Raw genomic sequence first — 23,414 nt, 5'->3', positions numbered from 1 at the left:
GGGTTGCCCGGCCGGCGACCGTTCAAGCCGATCATGGCGCGGCCGGCAGCTCCACGCTGACCTGGCAGGCGGGCGACTGGCCGATCAGGGTCAGCGGCCCGCGCGGGCGCCCTTCGCCGGCCAGGTAGCCGACGAAGCCGGACTGGCCGGCCTTCGGGTCGATGACCTGGGCCACGTCCGGCCGCGGAATGCCGGTGAGTGCCGAGCCGATCACCCGGCCATCCGCATCGGCCACCAGCAGGAAGGCCGGCGTGGCGAAGTCGTCCGCCTTGGTCAGCCAGCCTGTGATGCGATAAGCCGTGCCGTCCGAAGCGAGGGGCACAGCGTCGTCCAGGTAGCCCTGACAGGCAGCGCCTGGCTGTGGCATGACCGTGCCGGCGTGCTGGGCATAGGCCCGATAAGGGGGCTCGTCGAAGATCGAGAGATGGTCGCGCCTGGCTTCCGCGGCCATGTCAAAGACCAGTCGATCATTGAAATACACGCGCCCGAGATAGTCGGGATCGCGCACGTTCATCTGGATGGCGAGGGCGGCCACCTGGTGGTCGAACAGCTTGCTCGGGTGCTCCAGGGTCAGCAGCTGGAAGCGTAGGAGTGCCAGGGGTATGAACAGCGCCAGGACCACCAGCAGTGCCTTGCTGAACGAGCGGAATTGACTGACCAGCAGAATCAGCAGCGCGCTCCAGGCCATCAATTGCGGGGTCAGGTAACGGCTGCTCATGGCCTGCTCCACGCCGATGGCTACCCGTCCGCCTGCAGTGCCCAGAGCTGTGCCGCCAAAGAACAGCAGGAAGGCCAGCAACGCCAATTGCAGCGGCGCGGCCCGCCGAGCCCGGAGCATGCTCACGCCCACGGCTACGATCCCGGTCAGCAACAGCAGTCCGCCGATGACTGGGAACCACAGGCTCCTGCCCTGGAAAACGAAGTGCCAGGGCCCACCCAGGTACATCAGCAAGTAGCGCAGCAGGTCCATGGGCATGCCATGGAGCACCCCAAGCAGGGTGCTGTGATCGGGTGGAAGCTTGAAGTCGTGGAAATATCCCAGCAGTTCGATCGCCGCCGCTATCAGCAAGGCGACGATACGGCGCCAGCCCAGGCGCAGGAACAGCCCGAGGACCACCAGCACCGGTGAGGCCAGCACCCCGTTGGCCATGGTGGCGGCGCCCAGCATGCCGGTCAGCAGCGCGAGGACGAACAGCGGGCGCGAATCGCGCTCGGCCGACCACGCCAGCAGGCAGAAGGACAGCAAGGGCACCAGGTAGGCGAGGAAGAACTGACTCTGGAACGCCCAGGTGAAGTTGTCCGACTGGATCCAGGAGAAGCTCGCCACTGCGATCAGGCCCGCCGCGGCAGCCACCGTAATGCGCCGCTGCCCATCGGGCACCAGCCGCCTCAGGGTGGCGAAGAAGCACAGGAAGATGCAGACGCTGAACAGCACGTTGAGGGTGAACAGCAGGACCATCGAGCCGCGGAAGACATGCAGGTCCACCCAGAAGATGGCCCGGGAGAGCAGGATGCGATGCTCGTTGTGCAGCGCCCACCAGGGTTCCCAGCCCTCGGAGGAATGGGCGTAGAACTCCAGGTAGCCGTTCCACATGTCCCAGAACGGGACGGAAGAGTAATTGTTCCAGGTCCCGACGATGGTCAATGCCAGGTAGGCGAGGCCGATGAAAGCGAACAGGGCCGCCACGGCCCCGTCTCGCATGCGCGCGTTATCCACCATGGGGTCGGCTCCTTGTCCGCTCGCCAGTGCTCCCTGCCCGCGGCCCCGTGGGCACCGGATCGGGGCGTGAAAAACGCGAGAGGATACTCCAAGTGCCGGCTGGGCTCACCTGGCCAGACGCGCCAATCGCCCGGAGCGACGCAGCGTTTGCGTTCGAAGCGGTTCACTAGGTGGGCGAGTGGTGCGTGTGGCTATCCGGTCACTTGCAGGTGATCACCATGCTTCGGCTGGCGAATTTCCCTGGCTCGATGCCCAGGGGCGCCTCGGAGGGTTCGGCATCCGGCTCGCCTTTGGTGCCGAGCACCCGGTAACCGCGGGTCGGGCACACTTCGGCAGCCTTCTCGTAACAGGTATCCCACTTCAGCGCCTGGCCGGAGCAATCGATATCGACCGCCGCACGGCCATTGGGCAGGGTGGTGTCCGTGACCGAGGCACAACCCGTCATCAACAATGCAAGGCAGAGCAGGGCGGAACGAGGCATGGAGAGGTCCTGAATGAAAAAAGAGGCACGCGTGCTGTCCATGCCGCAAGGCCGGGCGACGCGCGGAGCTTCGACGTCGACGGTCCACGGAACGGCACGGAGGCGCCTCGTTTCAGACAGGCAGCGGCAGGGCTTCGATCCATGAAAATTCGGTGAAGCTCAGGGGCGCACGTCCTGGCGGGGCTCCTGCTCGGGGACGTCTTCATGGAGGGTGATGGCCACCGGGATCAGCTCTTCCTCGCTGCATTCCCGACGCGCCAGTTCGCCGATCTTCGCGTACTGCTCCCGCAAGGCCTTCAACTGGTGGGCGTCCAGGTTTTCCAGGTTGAGCAACTGATCCTGGGCACCCTTGGTGACCCGCAGCAGCTCGTCCAGCTTGATGTGCAGGGCGTCGTTGTCGCGGTTCTGGGTGTTCTGGATCAGGAACACCATGAGGAAAGTGATGATGGTGGTGCTGGTGTTGATGATCAACTGCCAAGTGTCGTTGAAGTGGAAGTAGGGCCCGCTGCACGCCCACAGAACGATGGCGACGATAGCCAGCTGGAAGGTACGGGCACGACCGCACCAATCGGACAGGTTCTTGGCGAACTGGCCGAACGTCATTCGCGGCTTGGGCACGTTCGGGGCGGGTTGCCGGGTGTCGTCTGTGGATCGGGAGGGGGCGCTGCGCTCGGGCGGGTTCGGGGGCGTGGAGAGCGTCGCGCCGGCAGGTTCATCACGGGCCATGAAGGTTCTCCTGGTGCTTGTCATCAATAGAAACACTCTACTTTGCGAAGTTCAGGCGAGTCGTTGAACTCTTGGAAAAGAGGCAGGTTTGCGCACCCTCCCTCCCTAGAGAACGTCCGCACCAGGAAAGTGCGACGGATCTGGAGAAAAGATTTCGTCCTTAAGCTGAAGTTTCCACCCAGTCGATTAATGCGACAGAACAGCTGCTTAGTCGAATGGGCCACTATCGACTGATGGTGAAGTGCCCGCTTGTTGCCATCTACCATTCGTCTCGACCCGAGAACTCCGGGGCATGGATTACTTCTCAGTTACCGTGGACGCACTGTCGCGCCACGAAACTTTCTCAATATTAAAGGAGAACTCCCATGGCTAACCGTCAAGGCAATAGCAACCCGGGTAACTTCGCCAATGATCGTGAGAAGGCGTCCGAAGCCGGCCGCAAGGGTGGTCACGCCAGCGGCGGCAACTTTGCGAACGACCGGGAGCGCGCCTCCGAAGCCGGTCGCAAAGGCGGCCGAAATTGAGTCATCCCTGACTCGAGTGGGCCCCAGGCATCGCACACGCGATGCCTCCTCTTATAGGGGCTGGCTTTACATTTGATGAACGTTTAATAAGTCAGCTCGGCTTAATCATCCGGCTTTTTTATATATGTATGTGGTATGGCTTCGTTCTTTATTCGATAGCGCTGACTTTAACGTATCAGGCGCATATCTCTTCTGCTAACGCATTCTGCTCGCCGCTGTACACGATCTCTTGACGATACTGGCTTTCTGCCGACTTCGTATTGCATCGCGGCCCTTCCCTGGGCTACTGTTCGGGGCAGCCGTCCAGCGAGATGCTTCTCCGTGACATCCAGCACCCTTCTGATGCGCCTCATCAAGGCCCACGCCCGTTGGCGCTGGCGCGCCTGACCGTTCCCCCTCCGGCGTCCTGCCGGCCTCCGTACTGCCTTCCGCCGATGTGTGTCCGTTCCGCCCCCGCGGTGCGACTGCGGCCACCACCCCGGATCGTTATAAGCGCCACAGAACATAGGGTTGAGCGCCATGCTGTTAATGATCGACAACTACGATTCCTTTACCTACAACGTCGTTCAGTACCTGGGCGAGTTGGGTGCCGAGGTGAAGGTGGTTCGCAATGATGAGCTTTCCATCGCCGACATCGAGGCCCTGCGGCCCGAGCGCATCGTGATTTCCCCCGGCCCCTGCACGCCCAGCGAGGCAGGGGTGTCCCTCGACGTGATCCGCCACTTCGCCGGTGTCCTGCCGATCCTCGGGGTCTGCCTCGGCCACCAGAGCATCGGCCAGGCCTTCGGCGGTGACGTGGTGCGGGCGCGCCAGGTGATGCACGGCAAGACCAGCCCGGTGTTCCACCAGGACCAGGGCGTGTTCGCCGGCCTGAACAACCCCCTCACCGTCACCCGCTACCACTCCCTGGTGGTGCGTCACGACACCCTGCCCGAGTGCCTGGAAGTGACCGCCTGGACCCAGCGTGAGGGCGGCGAGCGGGACGAGATCATGGGGTTGCGCCACCGCACCCTGCATGTGGAGGGGGTGCAGTTTCACCCCGAATCGATCCTTACCGAGCAGGGCCACGAGCTGCTGGCGAACTTCCTTCGCCAGCAGGGCGGGCAGCGCGACGCGAGCGGGGTGCGCTGAAATGGATATCCGCGAAGCACTCACCCGTATCGTCGGCCAGCTGGACCTCACCACCGACGAGATGCGCGCCGTCATGGGCCAGATCATGACCGGCCAGTGCAGCGACGCCCAGATCGGCGCATTCCTCATGGGCATGCGCATGAAGAGCGAGACCATCGACGAGATCGTCGGCGCGGCCCAGGCGATGCGCGAACTGGCCTCGCCGGTGCGGATCGACGGCGACCACCTGGTGGACACCTGCGGCACCGGCGGCGATGGCATGAACATCTTCAACGTATCCACCGCTGCCGCCTTCGTGGTGGCCGCGGCGGGCGGCCGGGTCGCCAAGCATGGCAACCGTGCGGTGTCGGGCAAGAGCGGCAGCGCCGACCTGCTGGAAGCCGCCGGGGTCTACCTGAACCTGACGCCGGAGCAGGTGGCCCGCTGCGTCGAGACCGTCGGAGTCGGCTTCATGTTCGCCCCCTCCCACCATGGCGCCATGAAGCACGCCATCGGCCCGCGCCGGGAAATGGGCTTGCGTACCCTGTTCAACATGCTCGGGCCGATGACCAACCCGGCCGGCGTGGTGCACCAGGTGATCGGCGTATTCAGCCAGGCGCTGTGCCGACCCATGGCCGAGGTGCTGCAGCGCCTCGGCAGCCGCCACGTGCTGGTGGTGCATGCGCTGGACGGGCTGGACGAAATCAGCCTGGCGGCGCCCACGCATATCGCCGAACTCAAGGACGGCGCGGTCAGCGAATACCGCATCCAGCCGGAAGACGTGGGCATCAAGAGCCAGACCCTGATCGGCTTGACCGTGGAAGGCCCGCAGGCTTCCCTTGAGCTCATCCGCGATGCGTTAGGCCGGCGCAAGACCGAAGCCGGGCAGAAGGCGGCCGACATGATCGTGCTGAACGCCGGGGCGGCGCTCTACGCCGCCGATCGCACGGCTACGCTGAAAGAGGGCGTGCATCTCGCCCACGACGCGTTGCACACCGGGCTGGCGCGGGAAAAACTGGAAGAACTGGTGGCCTTTACGGCTGTGTTTCGTCAGGAGAATGAAGCGTGAGCATCCCAACCGTGCTGGAAAAGATCCTCGCCCGCAAGGCCGAGGAAGTCGCCGAACGCCGCGCCCGGGTCTCCCTGGCGGAGCTGGAGGCCCAGCTGCGCAGCACCGACGCGCCCCGCGGTTTCGCCGCCGCGCTGCAGGAGCGGATCAAGCGCAAGGAACCGGCGGTGATCGCCGAAGTGAAGAAGGCCTCCCCGAGCAAGGGCGTGCTGCGGGAAGAGTTCCTGCCCGCGCAGATCGCCCAGAGCTACGAGGCGGGCGGCGCCACCTGCCTGTCGGTACTCACGGACGTGGACTTCTTCCAGGGCGCCGACGTCTACCTGCAGCAGGCCCGGTCGGCCTGTGCGCTGCCGGTGCTGCGCAAGGACTTCATGATCGACCCCTACCAGATCGTCGAATCCCGGGTGTTGGGGGCCGACTGCGTGCTGCTGATCGCCGCCGCGCTGGATGACGGCCGCATGAAGGAGCTGGCCGCGGTAGCGCGGCAGGCGAACCTGGACGTGCTGGTGGAAGTGCACGACGGCGAGGAACTGGAGCGCGCCCTGGCGACCCTGGACACCCCGCTGATCGGCATCAACAACCGCAACCTGCACACCTTCGAGGTCGACCTGGAAACCACCCTCGACCTGCTGCCGCGGATTCCCCGCGAGCGCCTGGTGGTCACCGAGAGCGGCATCCTCAACCGCGCCGACGTGGAGCTGATGGAAGTCAGCGAAGTGCGGGCGTTCCTGGTGGGCGAAGCGTTCATGCGCGCCGAGGAACCTGGCGTCGAGCTGAAGCGGCTGTTCTTCCCCTGAGCGGCGGGCGCCCATGAAAAAGGCCGGCATGATGCCGGCCTTTTTCATAGGTGACGCGTCGTGTCAGCGGGTGCCGTAGACCACCATGGTCTTGCCCTTCACGTGCACCAGGCCCTGTTCTTCCAGGCCCTTGAGAACACGCCCGACCATCTCCCGGGAACAGCCGACGATGCGGCCGATTTCCTGGCGGGTGATCTTGATCTGCATGCCGTCGGGGTGGGTCATGGCGTCCGGCTGCTTGCACAGGTCCAGTAGCGTGCGGGCCACCCGGCCGGTCACGTCGAGGAACGCCAGGTCGCCCACCTTGCGGGTGGTCTTGCGCAGGCGGTCGGCCAGCTGGCCGCCGATGGTGAGGAGGATGTCCGGGTCCTGCTGGGTGACCTCGCGGAACTTGATGTAGCTGATCTCGGCCACTTCGCACTCGGTCTTGGCGCGGACCCAGGCGCTGCGTTCCTGCTCCAGCCCTTCCTTGTCGAAGAGACCCATCTCGCCGAAGAAGTCCCCGGCGTTCAGGTAGCCGATGATCATTTCCCGGCCGTCATCGTCTTCGATGAGGATGGTGACCGACCCCTTGACGATGAAGAACAGGGTTTCGCAGCGATCGCCCGCGTAGATGATGGTGCTCTTGGCGGTGTAGCGGCGGCGGTTGCAGTGGGAAAGGATCTTGTCGAGGTTCTTGATCTTGGGGGTAAGGGTAATAGCGACCATGCTGAGTCCCGAAATAAAAAATAAGTTAAGCCTTATCCAGCAGGCGATTTTTTATAGTTATCCGGCTAGTGTGCCATTTCTGCCGGGTCAGCTTAACAGACCGTCCGCTGTCGGCAGTTCGATTTTGCGACATGCCTAGCAGTCCTCGGGGAACTTCTGACCGGACGGTAGCACCGGGTCTCGCCGGTCCGCTGTGCTAAGCTGGCCCACTTTTTTTCCGACGGAGGCCTTGCGATGAAAGCGCGCATCCAGTGGGCGGGCGACGCCCTGTTTATCGGCGAGTCCGGCAGCGGTCACGCCGTGGTCATGGACGGGCCGCCGGAAGCCGGCGGGCGCAACCTGGGCATCCGCCCCATGGAGATGGTGCTCATCGGCCTGGGCGGCTGCAGCAGCTTCGACGTCATGAGCATCCTGAAGAAGGCCCGCCAGCCGGTGGAGAGTTGCGAGGCCTTCCTCGAGGCGGAGCGGGCCGACAGCGAGCCCAAGGTGTTCACCCGGGTGCACCTGCGCTTCGTGGTCAAGGGCCGCGGCCTGAAGGAATCCCAGGTGAAGCGCGCCGTGGAGCTGTCCGCGGAGAAATACTGCTCGGCCTCCATCATGCTCGGCCGCGGCGGTGTGGACATCAGTCACAGCTACGAGATCGTCGAGCTGGACGCGCCCGCCTTCCCCGCCTGAGTCCTCGTCCCGCTGGCTGCGTCGCCCGGCGCGGCCGCGACATATGGCATTCACGAAAGACCGCCAGGCTATGGCGGTCGGTCCCGGCGATCTGCATAATTCGCCGCCTTTCGGGGGCGCTGTGCCCCCAACCAGACAACCACAATCGCCAATGCGAAGAGGTGTGTAAACCGTCCTACGCAGGTACCCCGTACCTGACGGGCATGCTCGATCACGCGGCGTGGCCGCACTGAAGAAGAGAGTTTCCAACGGTGAAAAGCAAACTCAAGCTCCACGGGTTCAACAACCTGACGAAGACCTTGAGCTTCAACATCTATGACATCTGCTACGCGGAAACGCCGGAAGACCAGCAGGCCTACGTCCAGTACATTAACGAAGAGTACGACGCCGAGCGGCTGACGCAGATTCTCACCGATGTCGTGGACATCATCGGCGCCAACATCCTGAACATCGCCCGTCAGGACTACGACCCCCAGGGCGCCAGCGTGACCATCCTGATCTCCGAGCAACCGGTGACGCCCACCGAGAGCCAGATCGAGGAATCGCCGGGGCCGCGTCCGGACACCATCCTGGCGCACCTGGACAAGAGCCACATCACCGTTCACACCTACCCGGAAATCCACCCGGTGGAGGGCATCGCCACGTTCCGCGTGGACATCGACGTCTCCACCTGTGGCGTGATCTCGCCGCTGAAAGCCCTCAACTACCTGATCCACCAGTTCGACTCGGACATCGTCACCGTGGACTACCGCGTGCGCGGCTTCACCCGCGACGTGGAGGGGCGCAAGCACTTCATCGACCACGCGATCAACTCGATCCAGAACTACCTTTCCGAGGACACCCAGGCGGCGTACCAGATGACCGACGTCAACGTGTACCAGGAGAACCTGTTCCACACCAAGATGCTGCTCAAGGACTTCGACCTGGACAACTACCTGTTCGGCGACGCCACCCGCTCGCTGTCAACGGAGCAGCGCCAGCAGGTGGAGGCGCGGGTGCGCCACGAGATGCTGGAAATCTTCTACGCCCGCAACATGCCGCGCTGAACCCGGCTTCTCAAAAAAAAGGCGCCCGCGGGCGCCCTTTTTTTGATCCATTCGCTCAGAGGCGGTAGGTGGTTTTGGTCATCACCTTGGACAGCAGGGTCATGCCGAACTTGACCGGCGCCGGGAAGCGCAGGCCGCCGGCTTCCAGGGCGTTGGTGGCATGGTGTTCCTCATCGACGCGCATCTGCTCGAGGATCGCCCGGGACTTGCTGTCCTCCGCCGGCAGTTGCCCCAGGTGTTCGTCCAGGTGCTTGCACACCTGGTCCTCGGTGGCGGCGACGAAGCCCAGGCTGACCTTGTCGCTGATCAGACCGGCCACCGCGCCGACGCCGAAGGACAGGCCGTAGAACAACGGGTTGAGCACGCTGGGTCGGCTGCCCAGCTCGCGGATGCGCCGCTCGCACCAGACCAGGTGATCGATCTCCTCCTCGGCCGCCTGCTCCATGGCGGCCCGCACTTCCGGCAGCTTGGCGGTCAGCGCCTGGCCCTGGTAGAGCGCCTGGGCGCAGACCTCGCCGGTGTGGTTGATGCGCATCAGGCCGGCCACGTGGCGGGCCTCGTCGGCGGCCAGCGGGGTGTCTTCGCGGGTGTCGGCGGGAGAGGGGCGGTAGGGCTGGCCGGAGAACGGCAGCAAGGTGCGCAGGGCGGTGTTGGCCTGCAGCAGCAGGCGGTCGACGGGGGTGTAGTAGCGTTCGGTGCTCAAGGGCCGGGCTCCGGGGAAAGTCGATCGCCGCAGTGTACCGGATTCGCCCGGGCCTCGGCCCAGCGACGGATTGTCCCGGACGGGGAGTCCCGGACGGGCAGTCCCAGGCGGGTAGTCCCGGACAGCCTGGCCCTGTCACCATCAGGCCGGGCCTGTGTCGCGATCAGCCCGGCGGCCAGCTCATGGCGCGCTGGCCGAGCACGTGCAGGTGAAGGTGCTGGACGGTCTGGCCGCCTTTCTCCTTGCAGTTCACCACCACCCGGAAACCGTCGTCGCAGCCCAGTTCCAGGGCCAGGCGCTGGGCGGTGTACAGAAGGTGGCCGGCCAGCGCCTTGTCCGCCTCCTGCAGGTCGTTCAGGGTGGCGATGTGTTTCTTCGGGATGACCAGGAAATGCACCGGCGCCTGAGGCGCAACGTCCTGGAAGGCCAGCACCTGGTCGTCTTCGTAGAGGATGGTGGCAGGGATTTCGCGGGCGATGATCCTGGCGAACAGGTTGTCCATGGCGCTTCTCCGGATAAGATGGCGCCCCCGAGTGTAGCAGCGTGTGTCGCTGTCCCTTTACCCGTGCCAAGGATGTCCCGTGAAGAACGATATTCATGATCTCAGCCTGGTGCTCGATTCGAAGGTCAAGCTGATCGTCATCGAGTCCTGGGACGAACCCCGGGTGCTGGAAACCCTGACTGGCCTCGCGGTGAAGCGTGGCCTCGGCCTGTATACCTGGTCGGTGACCGAGGGCATCCGCCACCTCGGCTTCGGCGGCGACACCCTGGACGCCGAGAGTACCGACCCCATCGTCGCGCTGCGGCTGATCAAGGCCGATCCCCAGTCCAGCCTCTACGTCCTCTGCGACCTGCACCCGTTCCTCACCGGCGACCCCAAGCCGATCCGCCTGCTCAAGGAAATCGCCATGGCCGAGGGCGTCCAGCGGCCCACGGTGGTGCTGGTGTCGCACCAGCTGCGCCTGCCGGCCGAAGTACAGCGCTACGCCGCGCATTTCAGCCTGTCGCTGCCCGGCGAGGACGAGCTGCTGGCCATCGTCCGCGAGGAGGCCACTCGCTGGAGCGAGCGCAATCGCGGGGCGCGGGTGCGCACCGACAACCGCACCCTGCAGCAGGTGGTGAAGAACCTGCGCGGCCTCAGCCATGGCGAGGCCCGGGCCCTGGCGCGCAACGTCATCTGCGACGACGGCGCCATCACCCAGGAAGACCTGCCGGAGCTGAACAAGACCAAGTTCAAGCTGCTGGACCTGGAGGGCGTGCTGGGCTTCGAGTACGAGACCGCCCGCTTCGCCGAGGTGGGCGGCCTGGCCAACCTCAAGCGCTGGCTCGGCGAGCGGCAGCACGCCTTTCTCGGCGGCGAGGGCCGCGACACCCCGCGCGGGGTGCTGCTGGTCGGCGTGCAGGGCGGCGGCAAGAGCCTGGCAGCCAAGGCGGTGGCCGGCCTCTGGGGCTTGCCGCTGCTGCGGCTGGACTTCGCCTGCCTGTACAACAAGTACTTCGGCGAGACCGAGCGCAACCTGCGCGAAGCCCTGCGCCTGGCCGAGCAGATGGCGCCCTGCGTGCTGTGGCTCGACGAAATGGAAAAGGGCCTGGCCCAGGGCGACCAGGACGGTGGCGTGAGCCAGCGGGTGCTGGGCACCCTGCTGACCTGGATGGCCGAGCGCAAGTCGCCGGTGTTCCTGGTGGCTACCGCCAACGCCGTCCACCGCCTGCCGCCGGAATTGCTGCGCAAGGGCCGCTTCGACGAGCTGTTCTTCGTCGACCTGCCGAGCGAGGCGGTCCGCGCGGACATCTTCCGCATCCACCTGGCGCGGCGCGAGCTGGCGCCCGAGGCCTTCGACCTGGACGTGCTGGCGCGGGCCAGCGAGGGCTTTTCCGGCGCGGAGATCGAGCAGGCCATCGTCAGCGCGCTGTACGCCGCCCAGGCCCGCCAGGGTCAGGTGGATCAGGGGCTGTTGTTGAATCAGCTGGGCGCCACCGCGCCGCTGTCGGTGGTGATGGCCGAGGCGTTGGGGGAGTTGCGGGCCTGGGCCCGGGGGCGCACGGTCAGCGCCGACTGACGCGCCCTACAGCGGCGCCACCGGCAGCACCGCGCGGTTGATCGCGGCCGAGACCTTGCGCACCAGCCAGCGTGGCGCCAGGCGGTGAACCAGGACCAGCAGCGCGTTGCGCCAGCCGGGCACGATGATCGCCTGGTTGCGTTCAAGGCCCCGCACGGCGATCCGCGCCACCTGCTCGGCATCCATCACCAGGGTGCCGCGCTCCAGGCGCCCCAGGCGCAGGCCGGCGCCGCGGAAGAATGCGGTGCGGGTAGGGCCGGGGCACAGCACGCTGACCTTCACCCCGCGGCTGCGCAACTCTTCCCGCAGGCCTTCGGACAGGCTCAGTACATAGGCCTTGCTGGCGCTGTAGTTGCTCATCCAGGCGCCGGGCTGGAACGCGGCCACCGAGGCCACGTTGAGGATCTGCCCGCCGCCCTGCTCGGCCATGCGCCCGCCGAAGGCGTGGCAGAGCCGCGCCAGGGCCAGCATGTTCACTTCGATGAGGTGCTGCTCGCGGCCCCAGTCCTGCTCGATGTACGGCCCCGAGGTGCCGAGGCCGGCGTTGTTCACCAGCAGGTCGATCTCGTGGTCGCTTTCTTCCAGCTCCTGCAGCAGGCCGCTCAACTGCCGCGGCTCGGCCAGGTTGCAGGTGAGGAACAGCACGTCCACCGCGAAGCGCTGGGCCAGCTCGCAGGCGATGCTTTCCAGGGCCTCGCGCTGGCGGGCCACCAGGATCAGGTTGTGGCCGCGCCGGGCCAGGGCCTCGGCGAGGGCCAGGCCGATGCCGCTGGAGGCACCGGTGACGAGGGCGTAGCGGGACATGGCGGCTCTCCGGGCGGCGCCGCTCGCGCGGCGCCGCAACCACTCAGGGCTGGGCGGGGGAGACCGGTGCGGCGGGCGTCACCGTCTGGTGGGCGCGGGTGACATAGGTCTGGTAGGCGGGGATGGCGATGGCCGCCAGGATGCCTACCAGCATCGGCATCAGGATGCAGGCACAGGCCAGGACCACCACGCTGCGGCTGTTGGGCGGCGGCGGCGGGCCGTAGCGGTTGGCGTCGGCGTTGCCCGGGATGATCATCATCAGCAGGCCGAACACAGCCCCGACGATCGGCACCAGCAGCAACAGTTGCAGCCAGCCCGTCCAGCCGATGTCGTGCAGGCGCTGGGCGCCGATGCAGATGCTGACGGCCACGAAGGCCACCAGGCCCACCACCCCCAGGACCATGGCGAAGGTGGGCGACAGCGCGGCCGAGAACGCCAGCACGAAGGCGATCGGCATCGTCAGCAGCGCCAGGGTCACGTACCAGGCCAGGTAGCGCAGGCGGCCGATGCGGCCCTCCACGCTGAACACCTTCAGCTCACCATGATCCGGCAGCACGTCGCCCACCTGCGCCTGGGGCGGCGCATAGGGGGAGGCGGCCTGGACCACGGGGGCGGTGGGCGCCTCGGCCAGTTGCGCCTGGCGCGCCAGGTACTTCTCGATGACGATGCCGCAGGCATCGCACTGTGCGGACTTGGGCTGCAGGTGGCCGCACTTGGGGCAGGTCATGGTGGTCGAGGGCTCGACGCTCGGCTCGTCCTCGGCGGCCACCAGGGTCAGCGCCGCCGCCAGGTCGGCTTCCTTGCGCACCTTGGCGCCGGCCTGTTGCAGGGCCTCGAGGTACTTGTCCGCCTCGTCGCTGCCCAGGTCGCGCTTGAGGGCCACGCCGCGCCGGCCGAAGAGGCCGTCGATCCGCGCGCGATCGCTCTTGAACAGCCGGGCCAGATTGTCCTTGACGGCATCGGGGGCGGCTCCGGGCATCAATTCGCCGTCGAAGACGATCTTGTAGCGGGCGTCGGTCATGCGAGCTTCCTTGGCTGCGGAGCAGTGAGGGTGGCGGAGTGACGCAGAGTAATGAGGCGGCCCGGACGACACAAGCGCCGCCAGCGGACCCATTGCACAAACCGGGCAACCGGACGCGGACGAACGCTGACGCGGTGTCGCGGGCGGTCGGCGGGGCGCTTGCGGCCGAATCGTGATCGACGGCGAGGACCGTGGGCAGGGCAGATGCTGCCTTGCAGAGGGAGACTTCGCCGCCGAGGGCCTGCACACCCTCACATGGGGGGACCGGCCTCCCTGCCTCCGACTCAGGGGAGTCGATCCGGAGCGGGACGTCCGGTCAGGCGTTGCCCAGTGGCTGCCAGCGTCCTACCAGGCGGCCCCTGCGCAGCAGGCGCAGCTCGCCCACTTCGCCCAGGGAGCCTTCGGAACGTTCCGGGCGCAGGAACACCCAGTCCTCCACCTCCAGGGCAGTGGTCGCGGAACCCAGCAGGCGTTCCCGGTCGATGCTGCGGGTGGGCAGGGCGTCCCGCTGGAGCCCGGCGGGTGCGACCGGCTCGGCGTCCCAGCGTCCGCCGTCCAGGTAGAGGGCGCGCTGGCGGTTGGGGTCCCAGGCCTGCCAGACGGGTTGCAGGGATTCCAGGAACGGTTCGTGGCCGTCGCGCAGCGTCAGCACCGGGCTGGCGATCCACAGCGCCGGCTGGTGGGCGGCCAGCGCTTCGCTGTCGAAAGCCCGTGGCTTGAGCAGGGCGGAGCCCACCGCCACTTCGTTGAGGGGGCTGCCGCCGGCGGCGTGCAGCGGGTAGGTCAGGCTGCCGCCCCCATTGAACAGAGGCTGCGGCGGGCGCAGGTCGGCAAACAGGCTGAGCACGTCGGCGAAGGCGCGGTAGCGTGCCGTGCTGGCGGCATGGGCGTCGGCCTGGCCGACCCACACGGGCGCCTCGCTCACCTGGGCGTCGTAGCCCATCAGACCACGCAGGCGCAGCGGCGGCGCGTCCTGACGCCAGGCCTGCAGGGCCGCGCCCAGGGTCTCCGGGCTGGCGAAGCCGCCGCGCCCCAGGCCAACGTCGATTTCCAGGGCGACCTGCAGGCGGCGGCCCAAGGCCCGTGCCAGGTCGGCGTATTGGCGCAGGCGCTCGACGCTGTCTACCAGCCAGGTCAGCTGGGTGGCCGGTTCGAACGGCAGGTCCGCCGGCCACTGCTGGTAGAAACCCAGGGCGGCGGCCACCGGCAGGGGCTTGCCCAGCAGCAGGTCGCCGGCGGGGAAGGCCCGGGCCAGGGCCGGTAGGTGCGCGGCCTGGAACACCATGAAGCGTTGCAGCCCCAGCCGGCGGCCGAGGTAGTCCAGTAGGCCGAGGGAGGCCAGGGACTTGGTCACCAGGCGTAGGGACAGGCGCCCTTCCAGGCGCCGGCGCAGCAGGTCGGCGTTGGCGTCCAGGCGGTCCAGGTCGATCACCAGTTGGGCGACGCCGCCGCCCTCCTGGCGCAGCAGGCGGTTCAGCGCGGCGAAGTAGTCGTTGTAGGGGCTGCCACGGTCGGCCGGGCGCAGCCCCCACAGGCCCAGCAGGCCCGCGGCGGCGCCAACGCCCAGCAGGTGGCGACGTTTCATCCCCGGGCGATGCCGGCCAGCGCCTGGCGGTATTCGGCATCCAGGCGGGCGATCAGCTCCGCCACCGGCGGCAGGTCGTGTATCTCGCCGACACCCTGGCCCGCCGACCACACGGTCTTCCAGGCCTTGGCCTCGTCGTTGATCGGCTTGAGCTTCTGGCCCTGGCCGCCCGCGGAGGCTTCCCGCAGCGCGGCGAGGTCGTAGCCGGCCTGCTCCAGGCTCTGCCGCATGAAGCTCGCCGGTACGCCGGATACGGCGGGGGTGTGGACGATGTCCGCGGCGCGGGCGTCCGTCAGCATCTGCTTGTAGGCGTCGCTGGCTTGGCTCTCACGGGTGCCGATGAAGCGGGTGCCCATGTAGGCCAGGTCCGCGCCCAGCACCCGGGCGGCGAGAATCTCGTGGCCGTGGTTGAGGCAGCCGGCCAGCAGCAGGGTCTTGTCGAAGAACTGGCGAATCTCCGCGACCAGGGCGAAGGGGCTCCAGGTGCCGGCATGGCCACCGGCCCCGGCGCCCACGGCGATCAGCCCGTCGACCCCGGCCTCGGCGGCCTTCTCCGCGTGGCGGCGGGTGGTCACGTCGTGGAACACCAGACCGCCGTAGCCGTGCACCGCATCCACCACTTCCTTCACCGCGCCGAGGCTGGTGATGACGATGGGCACCCGCTGCTCCGCGCAGATCGCCAGGTCGGCCTGCAGGCGCGGGTTGCTGGGGTGCACGATCAGGTTCACTGCGTAGGGCGCGGCATCCGCCTGCAGGCCGGCGCCGATCTGCTCCAGCCAGCCGCGGAAGCCGGCGCTGTCGCGCTGGTTCAGGGCCGGGAAGCTGCCCACCACGCCCTGGTTGCAGCAGGCGAGCACCAGCTCGGGACCGGAGACCAGGAACATCGGGGCGGCCACCAGCGGCAGGCGCAGGCGGTTTTCGAGCAGGGCGGGCAGGGACATGGGTGGTTCCTCGGAAGGGTCAGAAGGGTTTGACGACGGCCAGGATCGCGATGGCGACCAGGATCAGCACCGGCACTTCGTTGAACCAGCGGTAGAACACGTGGCTGCGGCGGTTCTCGCCGCGGGCGAAGCGCTTGAGCATGGCGCCGCAGGCGTGGTGGTAGCCGATCAGCAGGACCACCAGCACCAGCTTGGCGTGCAGCCAGCCCTGGCGCATGAGGTCGCCGTTGAGCAGGATCATCCAGATGCCGAAGACCAGGGTGACGATCATCGACGGCAGCATGATGCCGCGGTAGAGCTTGCGCTCCATGAGGCAGAAGCGTTCCTGGCTGGGGCGGTCTTCGCTGGCGGCGTGGTAGACGAACAGGCGCGGCAGGTAGAACAGGCCGGCGAACCAGCAGACCACGGCAACGATGTGCAGGGCCTTGATCCATAGGTAGAGCATCGGGGGTCATCTCCTCATCACGGTGCGCCGATAGTAGTGCCGCGGGGGAGTGCCGTCATCCGCGGCGGTTGGCCGGGGGGCGATGCGGCTTTATCATCGCGCCTTTCCAGTCGGTTCGTTCGAGGGGCAAGTGATGATCAAGGTCGGTATCGTCGGCGGCACGGGCTACACCGGTGTCGAATTGCTGCGCCTGCTGGCCCAGCACCCCCACGCCGAGGTGGCGGTGATCACCTCCCGCTCCGAGGCGGGCGTCCGCGTTGCCGACCTCTACCCGAACCTGCGCGGCCACTACGACGGACTGGCCTTCAGCGTGCCGGACAGCGCCACCCTCGGCGCCTGCGACGTGGTGTTCTTCGCCACGCCCCACGGCGTCGCCCATGCCCTGGCCGGCGAGCTGCTGGAAACCGGTACCCGCCTCATCGACCTGTCCGCCGACTTCCGCCTGCAGGACGCCGAGGAGTGGGCGCGCTGGTACGGCCAGCCCCACGGTGCGCCGGCATTGCTGCCGGAAGCCGTCTACGGCCTGCCGGAGGTGAACCGCGAGGCCATCCGCCAAGCCCGCCTGATTGCCGTTCCGGGTTGCTACCCCACCGCCACCCAGCTGGGCTTCCTGCCGCTGCTGGAGGCCGGCCTGGCCGACCCGTCCCGGCTGATCGCCGACTGCAAGTCCGGGGTCAGCGGCGCCGGTCGCGGCGCCAAGGTCGGCTCGCTGCTCTGCGAGACCAGCGAGAGCCTGATGGCTTACGCGGTGAAAGGGCACCGGCACCTGCCGGAGATCGCCCAGGGCCTGCGTCGCGCGGCCGGCGGACCGGTAGGGCTGACCTTCGTCCCCCACCTCACGCCGATGATCCGCGGCATCCATGCCACCCTCTACGCCACCGTGGCGGATACCGCTGTCGACCTGCAGGCGCTCTACGAGAAGCGCTACGCCGACGAGCCCTTCGTCGACGTGATGCCGGCCGGCAGCCATCCGGAGACCCGCAGCGTGCGGGGGGGCAACGTCTGCCGCATCGCCGTACACCGGCCCCAGGGAGGCGACCTGGTGGTGGTGCTCTCGGTGATCGACAACCTGGTGAAAGGGGCGTCCGGCCAGGCGATCCAGAACATGAACATCCTCTTCGGGTTCGATGAGCGTGATGGCCTGTCCCACGCCGCGCTGATGCCCTGATGCGGTGGGAGGTCCGCGTCAACGACCCGCGTCGCGAGCGCCTGCGGCGCCTGATGCTGGTCGTGGCGCTGGCCGGCCCGCCCCTGGCGTTCTATGCCGGGCAGCGCTGGCAGTTGCACGAGGCCGGCACGTTGCAGGCGCAGCGCGAACAGCTGGAGCGGCAGACCATCGAGCAGGCGCGGACGGTGGAGCGCTTGCGCCAGCGCTTCGCCGTGGTGGAGAGCGGCGAGCAATTGGCCCGGCAGGCGGGCGAGCAGAACCGGCAGACCATCAAGGACCTGGAGGAACGGATCTTCCGGCTGCAGCAGGATCTGGCCTTCTACCAGGGGGTGCTGGCGCCGGACAGTCGCCGCGAAGGGCTGCGCATCGGCGCCTTCGAACTGCATGCCGGCGAGACGCCGGCGCGCTTCCGCTACCGCGTCATGCTGGGGCGGGTGGGGTCGGACGAGAAGCCGCTGGCCGGCCGCCTGCGCCTCACCCTGATCGGGCGGCAGGCCGGCAAGGACACCGAGCTGGACCTGGCTCCCCTGAGTCAGGGCCTGCCCGACCTGGCGGAGAAGGCCATCCCGTTCGGCTTCAAGCATTTTCAGGCGATTCCCGAGGCCGGCCGCTACGCCGAGCTGACCCTGCCGGCGGGCTTCGAGCCGCGCCAGGTCAAGGTCCGCGCCGACGTCGAGGGCAAGGGCGGAACGCAGGAGCGTCTATTCGAATGGAAGGAGGGGGAATGAGCGATATGTGGAAGAAAGGCAAACCCAAGGCGGACCTGCAGCGCTTCAGCGGCAAGACCAGCGTGATCGCCGCCGGCGCGGAACTGGTGGGCGAATTGCGCTTCCAGGGCGCGGTACAGGTGGATGGCCGTCTGCAGGGAAACCTGATCGCCGCGGACGGGCTGGTGCGGGTCAGCATCGAGGGACAGGTTGAAGGCGAGATCCGCGCGCCCCACGTGATTCTCGACGGCGAGGTGATCGGCGACGTGTTCGCCAGCGAGCACCTCGAGCTGGGCGCCCGCGCCCGGGTGCGCGGCAACCTGCACTACGGGTTGATGGAGATGGCCATGGGCGCGCAGATCGAGGGCCGGTTGTGCCCCGTCAAGGAAGCCCCGCGTCCGCTGGAGCTGCCGGCGAGCGTAGAGACCGTTCAATAGTTGACCAATTTTCTAGGACAAGCGGATAATGCCCGCGTCTTTCTGCAGGTTATGGCGGCATCACGCCGGGAGAGTTTCAAGATGAGCGTCGAGTCCTTCGTTCCCACCCCCTTGGTCTTCACCCAGGGCGCGGCGAGCAAGGTGAAGAACCTGATCGATGAAGAAGGCAACCCGCGTCTGAAGCTGCGGGTGTTCGTCACCGGGGGTGGTTGCTCCGGCTTCCAGTACGGCTTCACGTTCGACGAGGACGTGGCTGACGACGACACCATCGTCGAATGCGCCGGCGCGAGCCTGGTAGTCGACCCCATGAGCTTCCAGTACCTGGCAGGTTCCGAGGTGGACTATCAGGAAGGCTTGGAAGGGTCGCGCTTCGTGATCAAGAACCCCAATGCCGCCACCACCTGTGGCTGCGGGCAATCCTTCTCGATCTGAATCCGTTTACCGCTGTCCGCGAACGCCGTGCTCCGCACGGCGTTTTCGTTTCAGGCCGGGTAGATCGCGCCGAGCACCCGCAATCCCTTCGCCCCGGTGACGCTTGGCCGGTTCGCAGGGATGCCTTCCAGGCAACAGTGCGCGAGCCAGGCGAAGGCCATCGCTTCCACCCAGTCCGGCGGAATGCCATGGGCGGCGGTGCTGTCCACCCGGGTGCCGGGCAGGCGCTGCGCCAGGCGCGTCATCAGCGTGGTGTTGTGGGCGCCGCCGCCGCAGACCAGCAGGGTGCGGGTATCCGGCTGGGCCGCCTGTAGGGCCTCGCACATGCTGCGCACGGTCATTTCCAGCAGGGTCGCTTGCACGTCCTCGGGGGCGTACGCCGGAAGGCGCCCGAGGTGGGCCTTGAGCCAGTCTAGGTTGAACAGCTCGCGTCCTGTGCTCTTCGGGCCTCGGGCCTGGAAGAACGCGTCGCTCAGAAAGGCGTTCAGCAAGGCGGGTTGCACCGTGCCGCGGGCGGCCCATTCGCCGGCGCGATCGTAGGGCTCGCCGCGCTGGTCGTGGATCCAGGCATCCAGCAAGATGTTGCCGGGCCCGCAATCGAAGCCGCGCACCGGGACTTCCGGTTCAAGCAGGCTGAGGTTGCTGAAGCCGCCGATGTTGAGCACCGCGCATGGGGTCTGCAAATCGGCGAACAGCGCTTGGTGAAAGGCCGGTACGAGGGGCGCGCCCTGGCCGCCGGCGGCAACGTCGCGGCGGCGGAAGTCACCTATCACAGTGATGCCGGTGAGTTCGGCCAGTAGTGCGGGGTTGCCGATCTGTACAGTGAAGCCGCGGACGGGTTCGTGGCGAACCGTCTGGCCATGGCTGCCGATGGCCCGGATGGCTTCCGGCGTGAGGTGTTGTTCGGCCAAGAGCGCCTGGATGCCCTCAGCCACCGCCGTGACCCAGCGCTGTTCCGCCAGGGCGGCCCGGGCCAGCTCATCGGGGCCTGGGCTGCACAGGGCCAGGAGCTCTTCCCGCAAGGCGGGCGGCATGGGCTGGTAGTGGGTGGCCAGCAGACGGGTCTGCTGGCCCTGTTCGATCAACGCGATGTCCAGCCCATCCAGGCTGGTGCCGGACATCACGCCCAAGTAGCGCAGCATGGGATCAGCGCTTGTTCATCGCGAGCAGAGTGGCCTTTTCCTGGTCCATGCGCGCCATCATCGGCTGGCTCCGCTGCAGGAACAGCTTCTTGTCCGGGCCTGCCAGCGGATCGGCCATAGGCAGCTTCACACTGAGGGGGTCCACGTGGGTGCCGTTGACCTGGAACTCATAGTGGAGGTGCGGCCCGGTGGACAGGCCAGTGGTGCCGACATAGCCGATGATCTGGCCTTGCTTCACGCTGCCCCCGCTCTGGATGCCCTTGGCGAAGCCCTGCATGTGCCCATAGAGCGTGCTGTAAGTCTTGCCATGCTGCAGGACTACCGCGTTGCCGTAGCCGCCGCGGCGCCCGGCGAAGGCGATGCGACCGTCGGCTGTGGCCTTGATGGGCGTGCCGCGCGGGGCCGCGTAGTCGACGCCCTTGTGGGCGCGGATTTTGTTGAGGACCGGATGGAAGCGGCCCATGGAGAACCGCGAGCTGATGCGGGCGAAGTCCACAGGCGTGCGGATGAACGCCTTGCGCATGCTGCTGCCATCGGCCCGGTAGTAATTGGCAATGCCCTGCTTGTCCACGTAGCGCACCGCGGTAAAGGTCTTGCCGCGGTTGGTGAAGCGTGCCGCGAGAATTTGGCCGCTGCCCACCGGCTTGCCCTTCACCACCTTCTGCTCGTAGACCAGCTCAAATTCGTCGCCCTCGCGAATATCCAGCGCGAAGTCGACGTCGTAGCCGAAGATGTTGGCAAGGTCCATGGTGAGGTCATGGGAGAGGCCGGCGCGCTTGGCGCTGGTGAACAACGAGCTGTTGATCACGCCGCGGGCATAGGTGTCACGTACGTCCGGCTTGATCAGGTCACGCTTGAAGTCGTAGCCCTTGGCGGACTTGGTCAGGCTGATGGTTTCCAGGTCGCTGAGCTGGGAGCGCAATGATTGCAGGTCGCCATTGGTCGCGAAGGTGAACTGCAGCTCCTGGCCGATCTTCAGTTTGCTGAACTGCTTGGCGTCCTTGTTGCTCTCAAGCATGTCATGCAACTGATTGGAAGAAAGCCCGACCTTGCTGAACAGCGTGGAAAGGGTATCACCATTACCCACGCGAACGGACTTCAGGCTGGGGTCGGCAGGCTTGGCCGGCTCGCCGCTGGCGAGTGCGTCCTTCGGCTTCTCGACCGGCTTCTCCTGTGTCGCGTTCTGGGTATCTTCGGCCGGCGTTTCGATCCGGGCGAAGGGCGAATCGCCTTCGTCACCGATCACGGTATCCGGTCGCAGGTCATCCTTGTCGCGGAGCGCGCCGTCCGCGTCGTTTTCCATTTCCAGGTTGATGTAGGTCTTCTTGGCCTCGACTTCGCGGGAGGGAAACACCAGCAGGGCCAGGCTGAGGAGGGCGGCGACGCCGCTTGCGGCCACGATGTGGCTCTTCGGGTAACGCGGAATTTTTGAGGTAGGGGTCATGGATTTGGCTGAGAAAGTGACTGAGAAAAAGTGAAGAAGAAGATGACTGTGAACGTGAAAATGAAGATGACATAACTGGGTAAAATATAACCAAAAGCCAGGTGAGGCAAGTTTGACCGTCAATCTGGCAGCAAACGGCAGGCGCAAAACTTGTAATTGGTCAACGATCTTGTATGGTTGGTTCCTTTTCAGTCTGTCGATGGTTGCAACGTCATGAAGTCGGTCGAAGAGCAGCTCGCGCTCATCAAGCGCGGTGCCGAAGAGGTCCTGGTCGAATCCGAGCTGGTCAGCAAGCTCGAGCGCGGGCAACCGCTGCGCATCAAGGCTGGCTTCGATCCGACCGCGCCGGATCTCCATCTTGGCCACACGGTGCTTATTAATAAGCTTCGGCAGTTCCAGGAGCTGGGCCACCAGGTGATCTTCCTGATCGGCGACTTCACCGGCATGATCGGCGACCCGAGTGGCAAGAGCGCGACCCGACCGCCCCTCACGCGTGATCAGGTATTGGAGAACGCCGAGACCTACAAGGCGCAGGTGTTCAAGATCCTCGATCCCGCGCGTACCGAAGTCGCCTTTAACTCCACCTGGATGGATACGCTGACGCCGGCCGACTTCATCCGCCTGGCGTCCCAGTACACCGTGGCGCGGATGCTGGAGCGCGACGACTTCGACAAGCGCTACACCTCCAGCCAGCCCATCGCGATCCACGAATTCCTCTATCCGTTGGTGCAGGGCTATGACTCCGTGGCGCTGCGGGCGGATGTGGAGCTCGGTGGCACGGACCAGAAGTTCAATCTTCTCATGGGGCGTGAGCTACAGCGCGCTTACGGCCAGTCTTCCCAGTGCATCGTCACCATGCCGCTGCTGGAAGGTTTGGATGGCGTGAAGAAGATGTCCAAGTCCTTGGGCAACTACGTGGGCATCCAAGAAACGCCCGGCGTGATGTACAACAAGCTGGTCTCCATGCCCGACTCGCTCATGTGGCGCTATTTCGAGCTCCTCAGTTTCCGCTCCATGGAGGAGATTGATGCATTCCGTCTTGATGTGGAGCAGGGCGCCAATCCTCGTGACATCAAGATCAAGCTTGCTGAGGAAATCGTCGCGCGCTTCCATGGCGAAGAGGCAGCGGCCAGCGCCCATCGTTCTGCGGGGAACCGCATGAAGGAGGGCGAGCTGCCGGAGGATCTGCCTGAAGTAGTGCTGGCTTTCTCCGAGGACATGCCTATCTCTGCCGTCCTTAATAAGGCTGGACTTGTGAAGAATGCGGCCATGGCGCGCGATCTGCTGGGTGCAGGTAGTGTGCGTATCGACGGCGAGCCGGTCGGGCGCGAGTTCCTTTTCAAGCTGGGTGCGACTCACGTGTGCCAGGCCGGCAAGAAGGCTTTCGCTCGGATCGTTCTCAATAAAGCCGAATAAGTTCAAAAAACCGTTGACGTGAGTTTCGTGGCCCCTATAATGCGCACCACTTCCGGCGCGTAGCCAACGCAAAACGCTTTGTAGATCAAGGGGTTGAGTGGTTGGAAGCATCCTAGGATGCGGCGGTGGAAGGGCGGCGCAGGCTGCCGGTGCTTCGGTCCAGATCGAAGCGCGACGGAGGAAGGGGTTGACAGTGCCGCATAGTGCTGTAAGATTCGCCTCCCGCTTCAGCAGGTTGTAAGGCTGATGAAGC

At 66.2% G+C, this 23,414-nt stretch carries 24 protein-coding genes and 1 pseudogene; 12 read left to right on the top strand and 13 right to left on the bottom strand.

Translation table 11 applies throughout. The features are described 5' to 3' along the window. Positions 1-31 precede the first annotated feature (31 nt). The 3 genes from FM069_RS08100 to FM069_RS08090 form a co-directional block, all read right to left on the bottom strand. A complete protein-coding gene (locus FM069_RS08100) occupies positions 32-1,720 on the bottom strand; it encodes a hypothetical protein (RefSeq protein WP_143487795.1) in 1,689 nt (562 codons plus the stop codon). A 199-nt stretch (positions 1,721-1,919) separates the two neighbouring features. Beyond that, entirely contained in the window at positions 1,920-2,201 is a 282-nt protein-coding gene (locus FM069_RS08095) for a hypothetical protein (protein WP_143487794.1), read from the bottom strand. 159 nt (positions 2,202-2,360) lie between these two features. Next, entirely contained in the window at positions 2,361-2,804 is a 444-nt protein-coding gene (locus FM069_RS08090) for a low affinity iron permease family protein (protein ID WP_143488054.1), read from the bottom strand. Between the two features lie 512 nt (positions 2,805-3,316). On the opposite strand from FM069_RS08090, the pseudogene FM069_RS08085 reads away from it, so the two are divergent. The 4 genes and pseudogenes from FM069_RS08085 to trpC all read left to right on the top strand — a co-directional run. After that, positions 3,317-3,451: pseudogene (locus FM069_RS08085) on the top strand (general stress protein); the annotation flags it as partial. Between the two features lie 519 nt (positions 3,452-3,970). Continuing rightward, positions 3,971-4,582 carry an aminodeoxychorismate/anthranilate synthase component II gene (locus FM069_RS08080; protein ID WP_143487792.1) on the top strand — a complete coding sequence of 204 codons (612 nt, stop codon included), beginning with the start codon at positions 3,971-3,973 and terminating at the stop codon, positions 4,580-4,582. A gap of 1 nt (position 4,583) precedes the next feature. After that, complete coding sequence (trpD, locus tag FM069_RS08075) at positions 4,584-5,630, top strand: anthranilate phosphoribosyltransferase (RefSeq protein WP_143487791.1); 1,047 nt, start codon at positions 4,584-4,586, stop codon at positions 5,628-5,630. Beyond that, positions 5,627-6,427, top strand: coding sequence for an indole-3-glycerol phosphate synthase TrpC (gene trpC, locus FM069_RS08070; RefSeq protein ID WP_143487790.1), 801 nt, complete (start codon positions 5,627-5,629; stop codon positions 6,425-6,427). The genes trpD and trpC overlap by 4 nt, the downstream gene beginning before the upstream one ends. A 63-nt stretch (positions 6,428-6,490) precedes the next feature. Here the strand turns inward: trpC and crp are convergent, their stop codons facing one another. Beyond that, positions 6,491-7,135: a cAMP-activated global transcriptional regulator CRP gene (gene crp / locus FM069_RS08065; protein WP_143487789.1), complete on the bottom strand. Its 645-nt coding sequence runs from the start codon at positions 7,133-7,135 to the stop codon at positions 6,491-6,493. A gap of 234 nt (positions 7,136-7,369) precedes the next feature. On the opposite strand from crp, the gene FM069_RS08060 reads away from it, so the two are divergent. Next, positions 7,370-7,810: an OsmC family protein gene (locus tag FM069_RS08060; RefSeq protein ID WP_143487788.1), complete on the top strand. Its 441-nt coding sequence runs from the start codon at positions 7,370-7,372 to the stop codon at positions 7,808-7,810. Between the two features lie 251 nt (positions 7,811-8,061). Beyond that, a complete protein-coding gene (gene speD, locus FM069_RS08055) occupies positions 8,062-8,856 on the top strand; it encodes an adenosylmethionine decarboxylase (RefSeq protein ID WP_143487787.1) in 795 nt (264 codons plus the stop codon). Positions 8,857-8,911: 55 nt separating this feature from the next. Here the strand turns inward: speD and coq7 are convergent, their stop codons facing one another. After that, positions 8,912-9,559 (bottom strand): 2-polyprenyl-3-methyl-6-methoxy-1,4-benzoquinone monooxygenase, encoded by a 648-nt coding sequence (gene coq7, locus FM069_RS08050; RefSeq protein WP_143487786.1) that lies wholly within the window; start codon positions 9,557-9,559, stop codon positions 8,912-8,914. Positions 9,560-9,722: 163 nt separating this feature from the next. After that, positions 9,723-10,061 (bottom strand): histidine triad nucleotide-binding protein, encoded by a 339-nt coding sequence (locus FM069_RS08045; protein WP_143487785.1) that lies wholly within the window; start codon positions 10,059-10,061, stop codon positions 9,723-9,725. A 79-nt stretch (positions 10,062-10,140) separates the two neighbouring features. Between FM069_RS08045 and FM069_RS08040 the strand changes: the two genes are divergently transcribed. Beyond that, on the top strand, positions 10,141-11,619 hold the full coding sequence (locus tag FM069_RS08040; protein WP_143487784.1) for an AAA family ATPase: 1,479 nt from the start codon (positions 10,141-10,143) through the stop codon (positions 11,617-11,619). 6 nt (positions 11,620-11,625) lie between these two features. Here the strand turns inward: FM069_RS08040 and FM069_RS08035 are convergent, their stop codons facing one another. The 5 genes from FM069_RS08035 to hemJ all read right to left on the bottom strand — a co-directional run bounded on the left by FM069_RS08035 (position 11,626) and on the right by hemJ (position 16,415). Then, the gene (locus FM069_RS08035) at positions 11,626-12,423 is read right to left on the bottom strand and encodes an SDR family NAD(P)-dependent oxidoreductase (protein ID WP_143487783.1); all 798 of its coding nucleotides are present in this window, start codon (positions 12,421-12,423) and stop codon (positions 11,626-11,628) included. Between the two features lie 43 nt (positions 12,424-12,466). Further along, complete coding sequence (locus tag FM069_RS08030; RefSeq protein ID WP_143487782.1) at positions 12,467-13,444, bottom strand: DUF805 domain-containing protein; 978 nt, start codon at positions 13,442-13,444, stop codon at positions 12,467-12,469. A 316-nt stretch (positions 13,445-13,760) separates the two neighbouring features. Continuing rightward, positions 13,761-15,029, bottom strand: a complete 1,269-nt coding sequence (locus tag FM069_RS08025) for an alanine racemase (protein ID WP_143487781.1) — start codon at positions 15,027-15,029, stop codon at positions 13,761-13,763. Further along, a complete protein-coding gene (locus FM069_RS08020; RefSeq protein ID WP_143487780.1) occupies positions 15,026-15,970 on the bottom strand; it encodes an NAD(P)H-dependent flavin oxidoreductase in 945 nt (314 codons plus the stop codon). Before FM069_RS08020 ends, FM069_RS08025 begins: the two co-directional genes overlap by 4 nt. A gap of 19 nt (positions 15,971-15,989) precedes the next feature. Beyond that, entirely contained in the window at positions 15,990-16,415 is a 426-nt protein-coding gene (hemJ, locus tag FM069_RS08015) for a protoporphyrinogen oxidase HemJ (RefSeq protein ID WP_143487779.1), read from the bottom strand. Positions 16,416-16,548: 133 nt separating this feature from the next. Here hemJ and argC point away from each other — a divergent pair, with 133 nt between their 5' ends. From argC to erpA, 4 genes are all read left to right on the top strand, one after another. Further along, complete coding sequence (gene argC / locus FM069_RS08010; RefSeq protein ID WP_143487778.1) at positions 16,549-17,583, top strand: N-acetyl-gamma-glutamyl-phosphate reductase; 1,035 nt, start codon at positions 16,549-16,551, stop codon at positions 17,581-17,583. Further along, positions 17,583-18,311: a DUF6776 family protein gene (locus FM069_RS08005; protein ID WP_143487777.1), complete on the top strand. Its 729-nt coding sequence runs from the start codon at positions 17,583-17,585 to the stop codon at positions 18,309-18,311. The genes argC and FM069_RS08005 overlap by 1 nt, the downstream gene beginning before the upstream one ends. Positions 18,312-18,316: 5 nt before the next feature. Then, a complete protein-coding gene (locus FM069_RS08000) occupies positions 18,317-18,727 on the top strand; it encodes a bactofilin family protein (RefSeq protein WP_143488053.1) in 411 nt (136 codons plus the stop codon). 81 nt (positions 18,728-18,808) lie between these two features. After that, positions 18,809-19,159 (top strand): iron-sulfur cluster insertion protein ErpA, encoded by a 351-nt coding sequence (gene erpA, locus FM069_RS07995; RefSeq protein WP_143487776.1) that lies wholly within the window; start codon positions 18,809-18,811, stop codon positions 19,157-19,159. A gap of 50 nt (positions 19,160-19,209) precedes the next feature. On the opposite strand, the gene FM069_RS07990 is transcribed toward erpA, so the two are convergent. Beyond that, positions 19,210-20,301 carry an anhydro-N-acetylmuramic acid kinase gene (locus FM069_RS07990; protein WP_143487775.1) on the bottom strand — a complete coding sequence of 364 codons (1,092 nt, stop codon included), beginning with the start codon at positions 20,299-20,301 and terminating at the stop codon, positions 19,210-19,212. A gap of 4 nt (positions 20,302-20,305) precedes the next feature. Then, positions 20,306-21,745, bottom strand: coding sequence for a peptidoglycan DD-metalloendopeptidase family protein (locus FM069_RS07985; protein WP_143488052.1), 1,440 nt, complete (start codon positions 21,743-21,745; stop codon positions 20,306-20,308). Positions 21,746-21,958: 213 nt separating this feature from the next. On the opposite strand from FM069_RS07985, the gene tyrS reads away from it, so the two are divergent. Beyond that, on the top strand, positions 21,959-23,161 hold the full coding sequence (gene tyrS, locus FM069_RS07980; protein WP_143487774.1) for a tyrosine--tRNA ligase: 1,203 nt from the start codon (positions 21,959-21,961) through the stop codon (positions 23,159-23,161). The last annotated feature ends 253 nt before the right edge of the window (positions 23,162-23,414 follow it).

It is taken from the genome of Pseudomonas mangiferae, assembly GCF_007109405.1.
Classification (GTDB): Bacteria; Pseudomonadota; Gammaproteobacteria; order Pseudomonadales; family Pseudomonadaceae; genus Pseudomonas_T; species Pseudomonas_T mangiferae.
The sequence above is the reverse complement of the archived record's forward strand: the minus strand, read 5'-3'. Positions and strand labels throughout refer to the sequence as shown.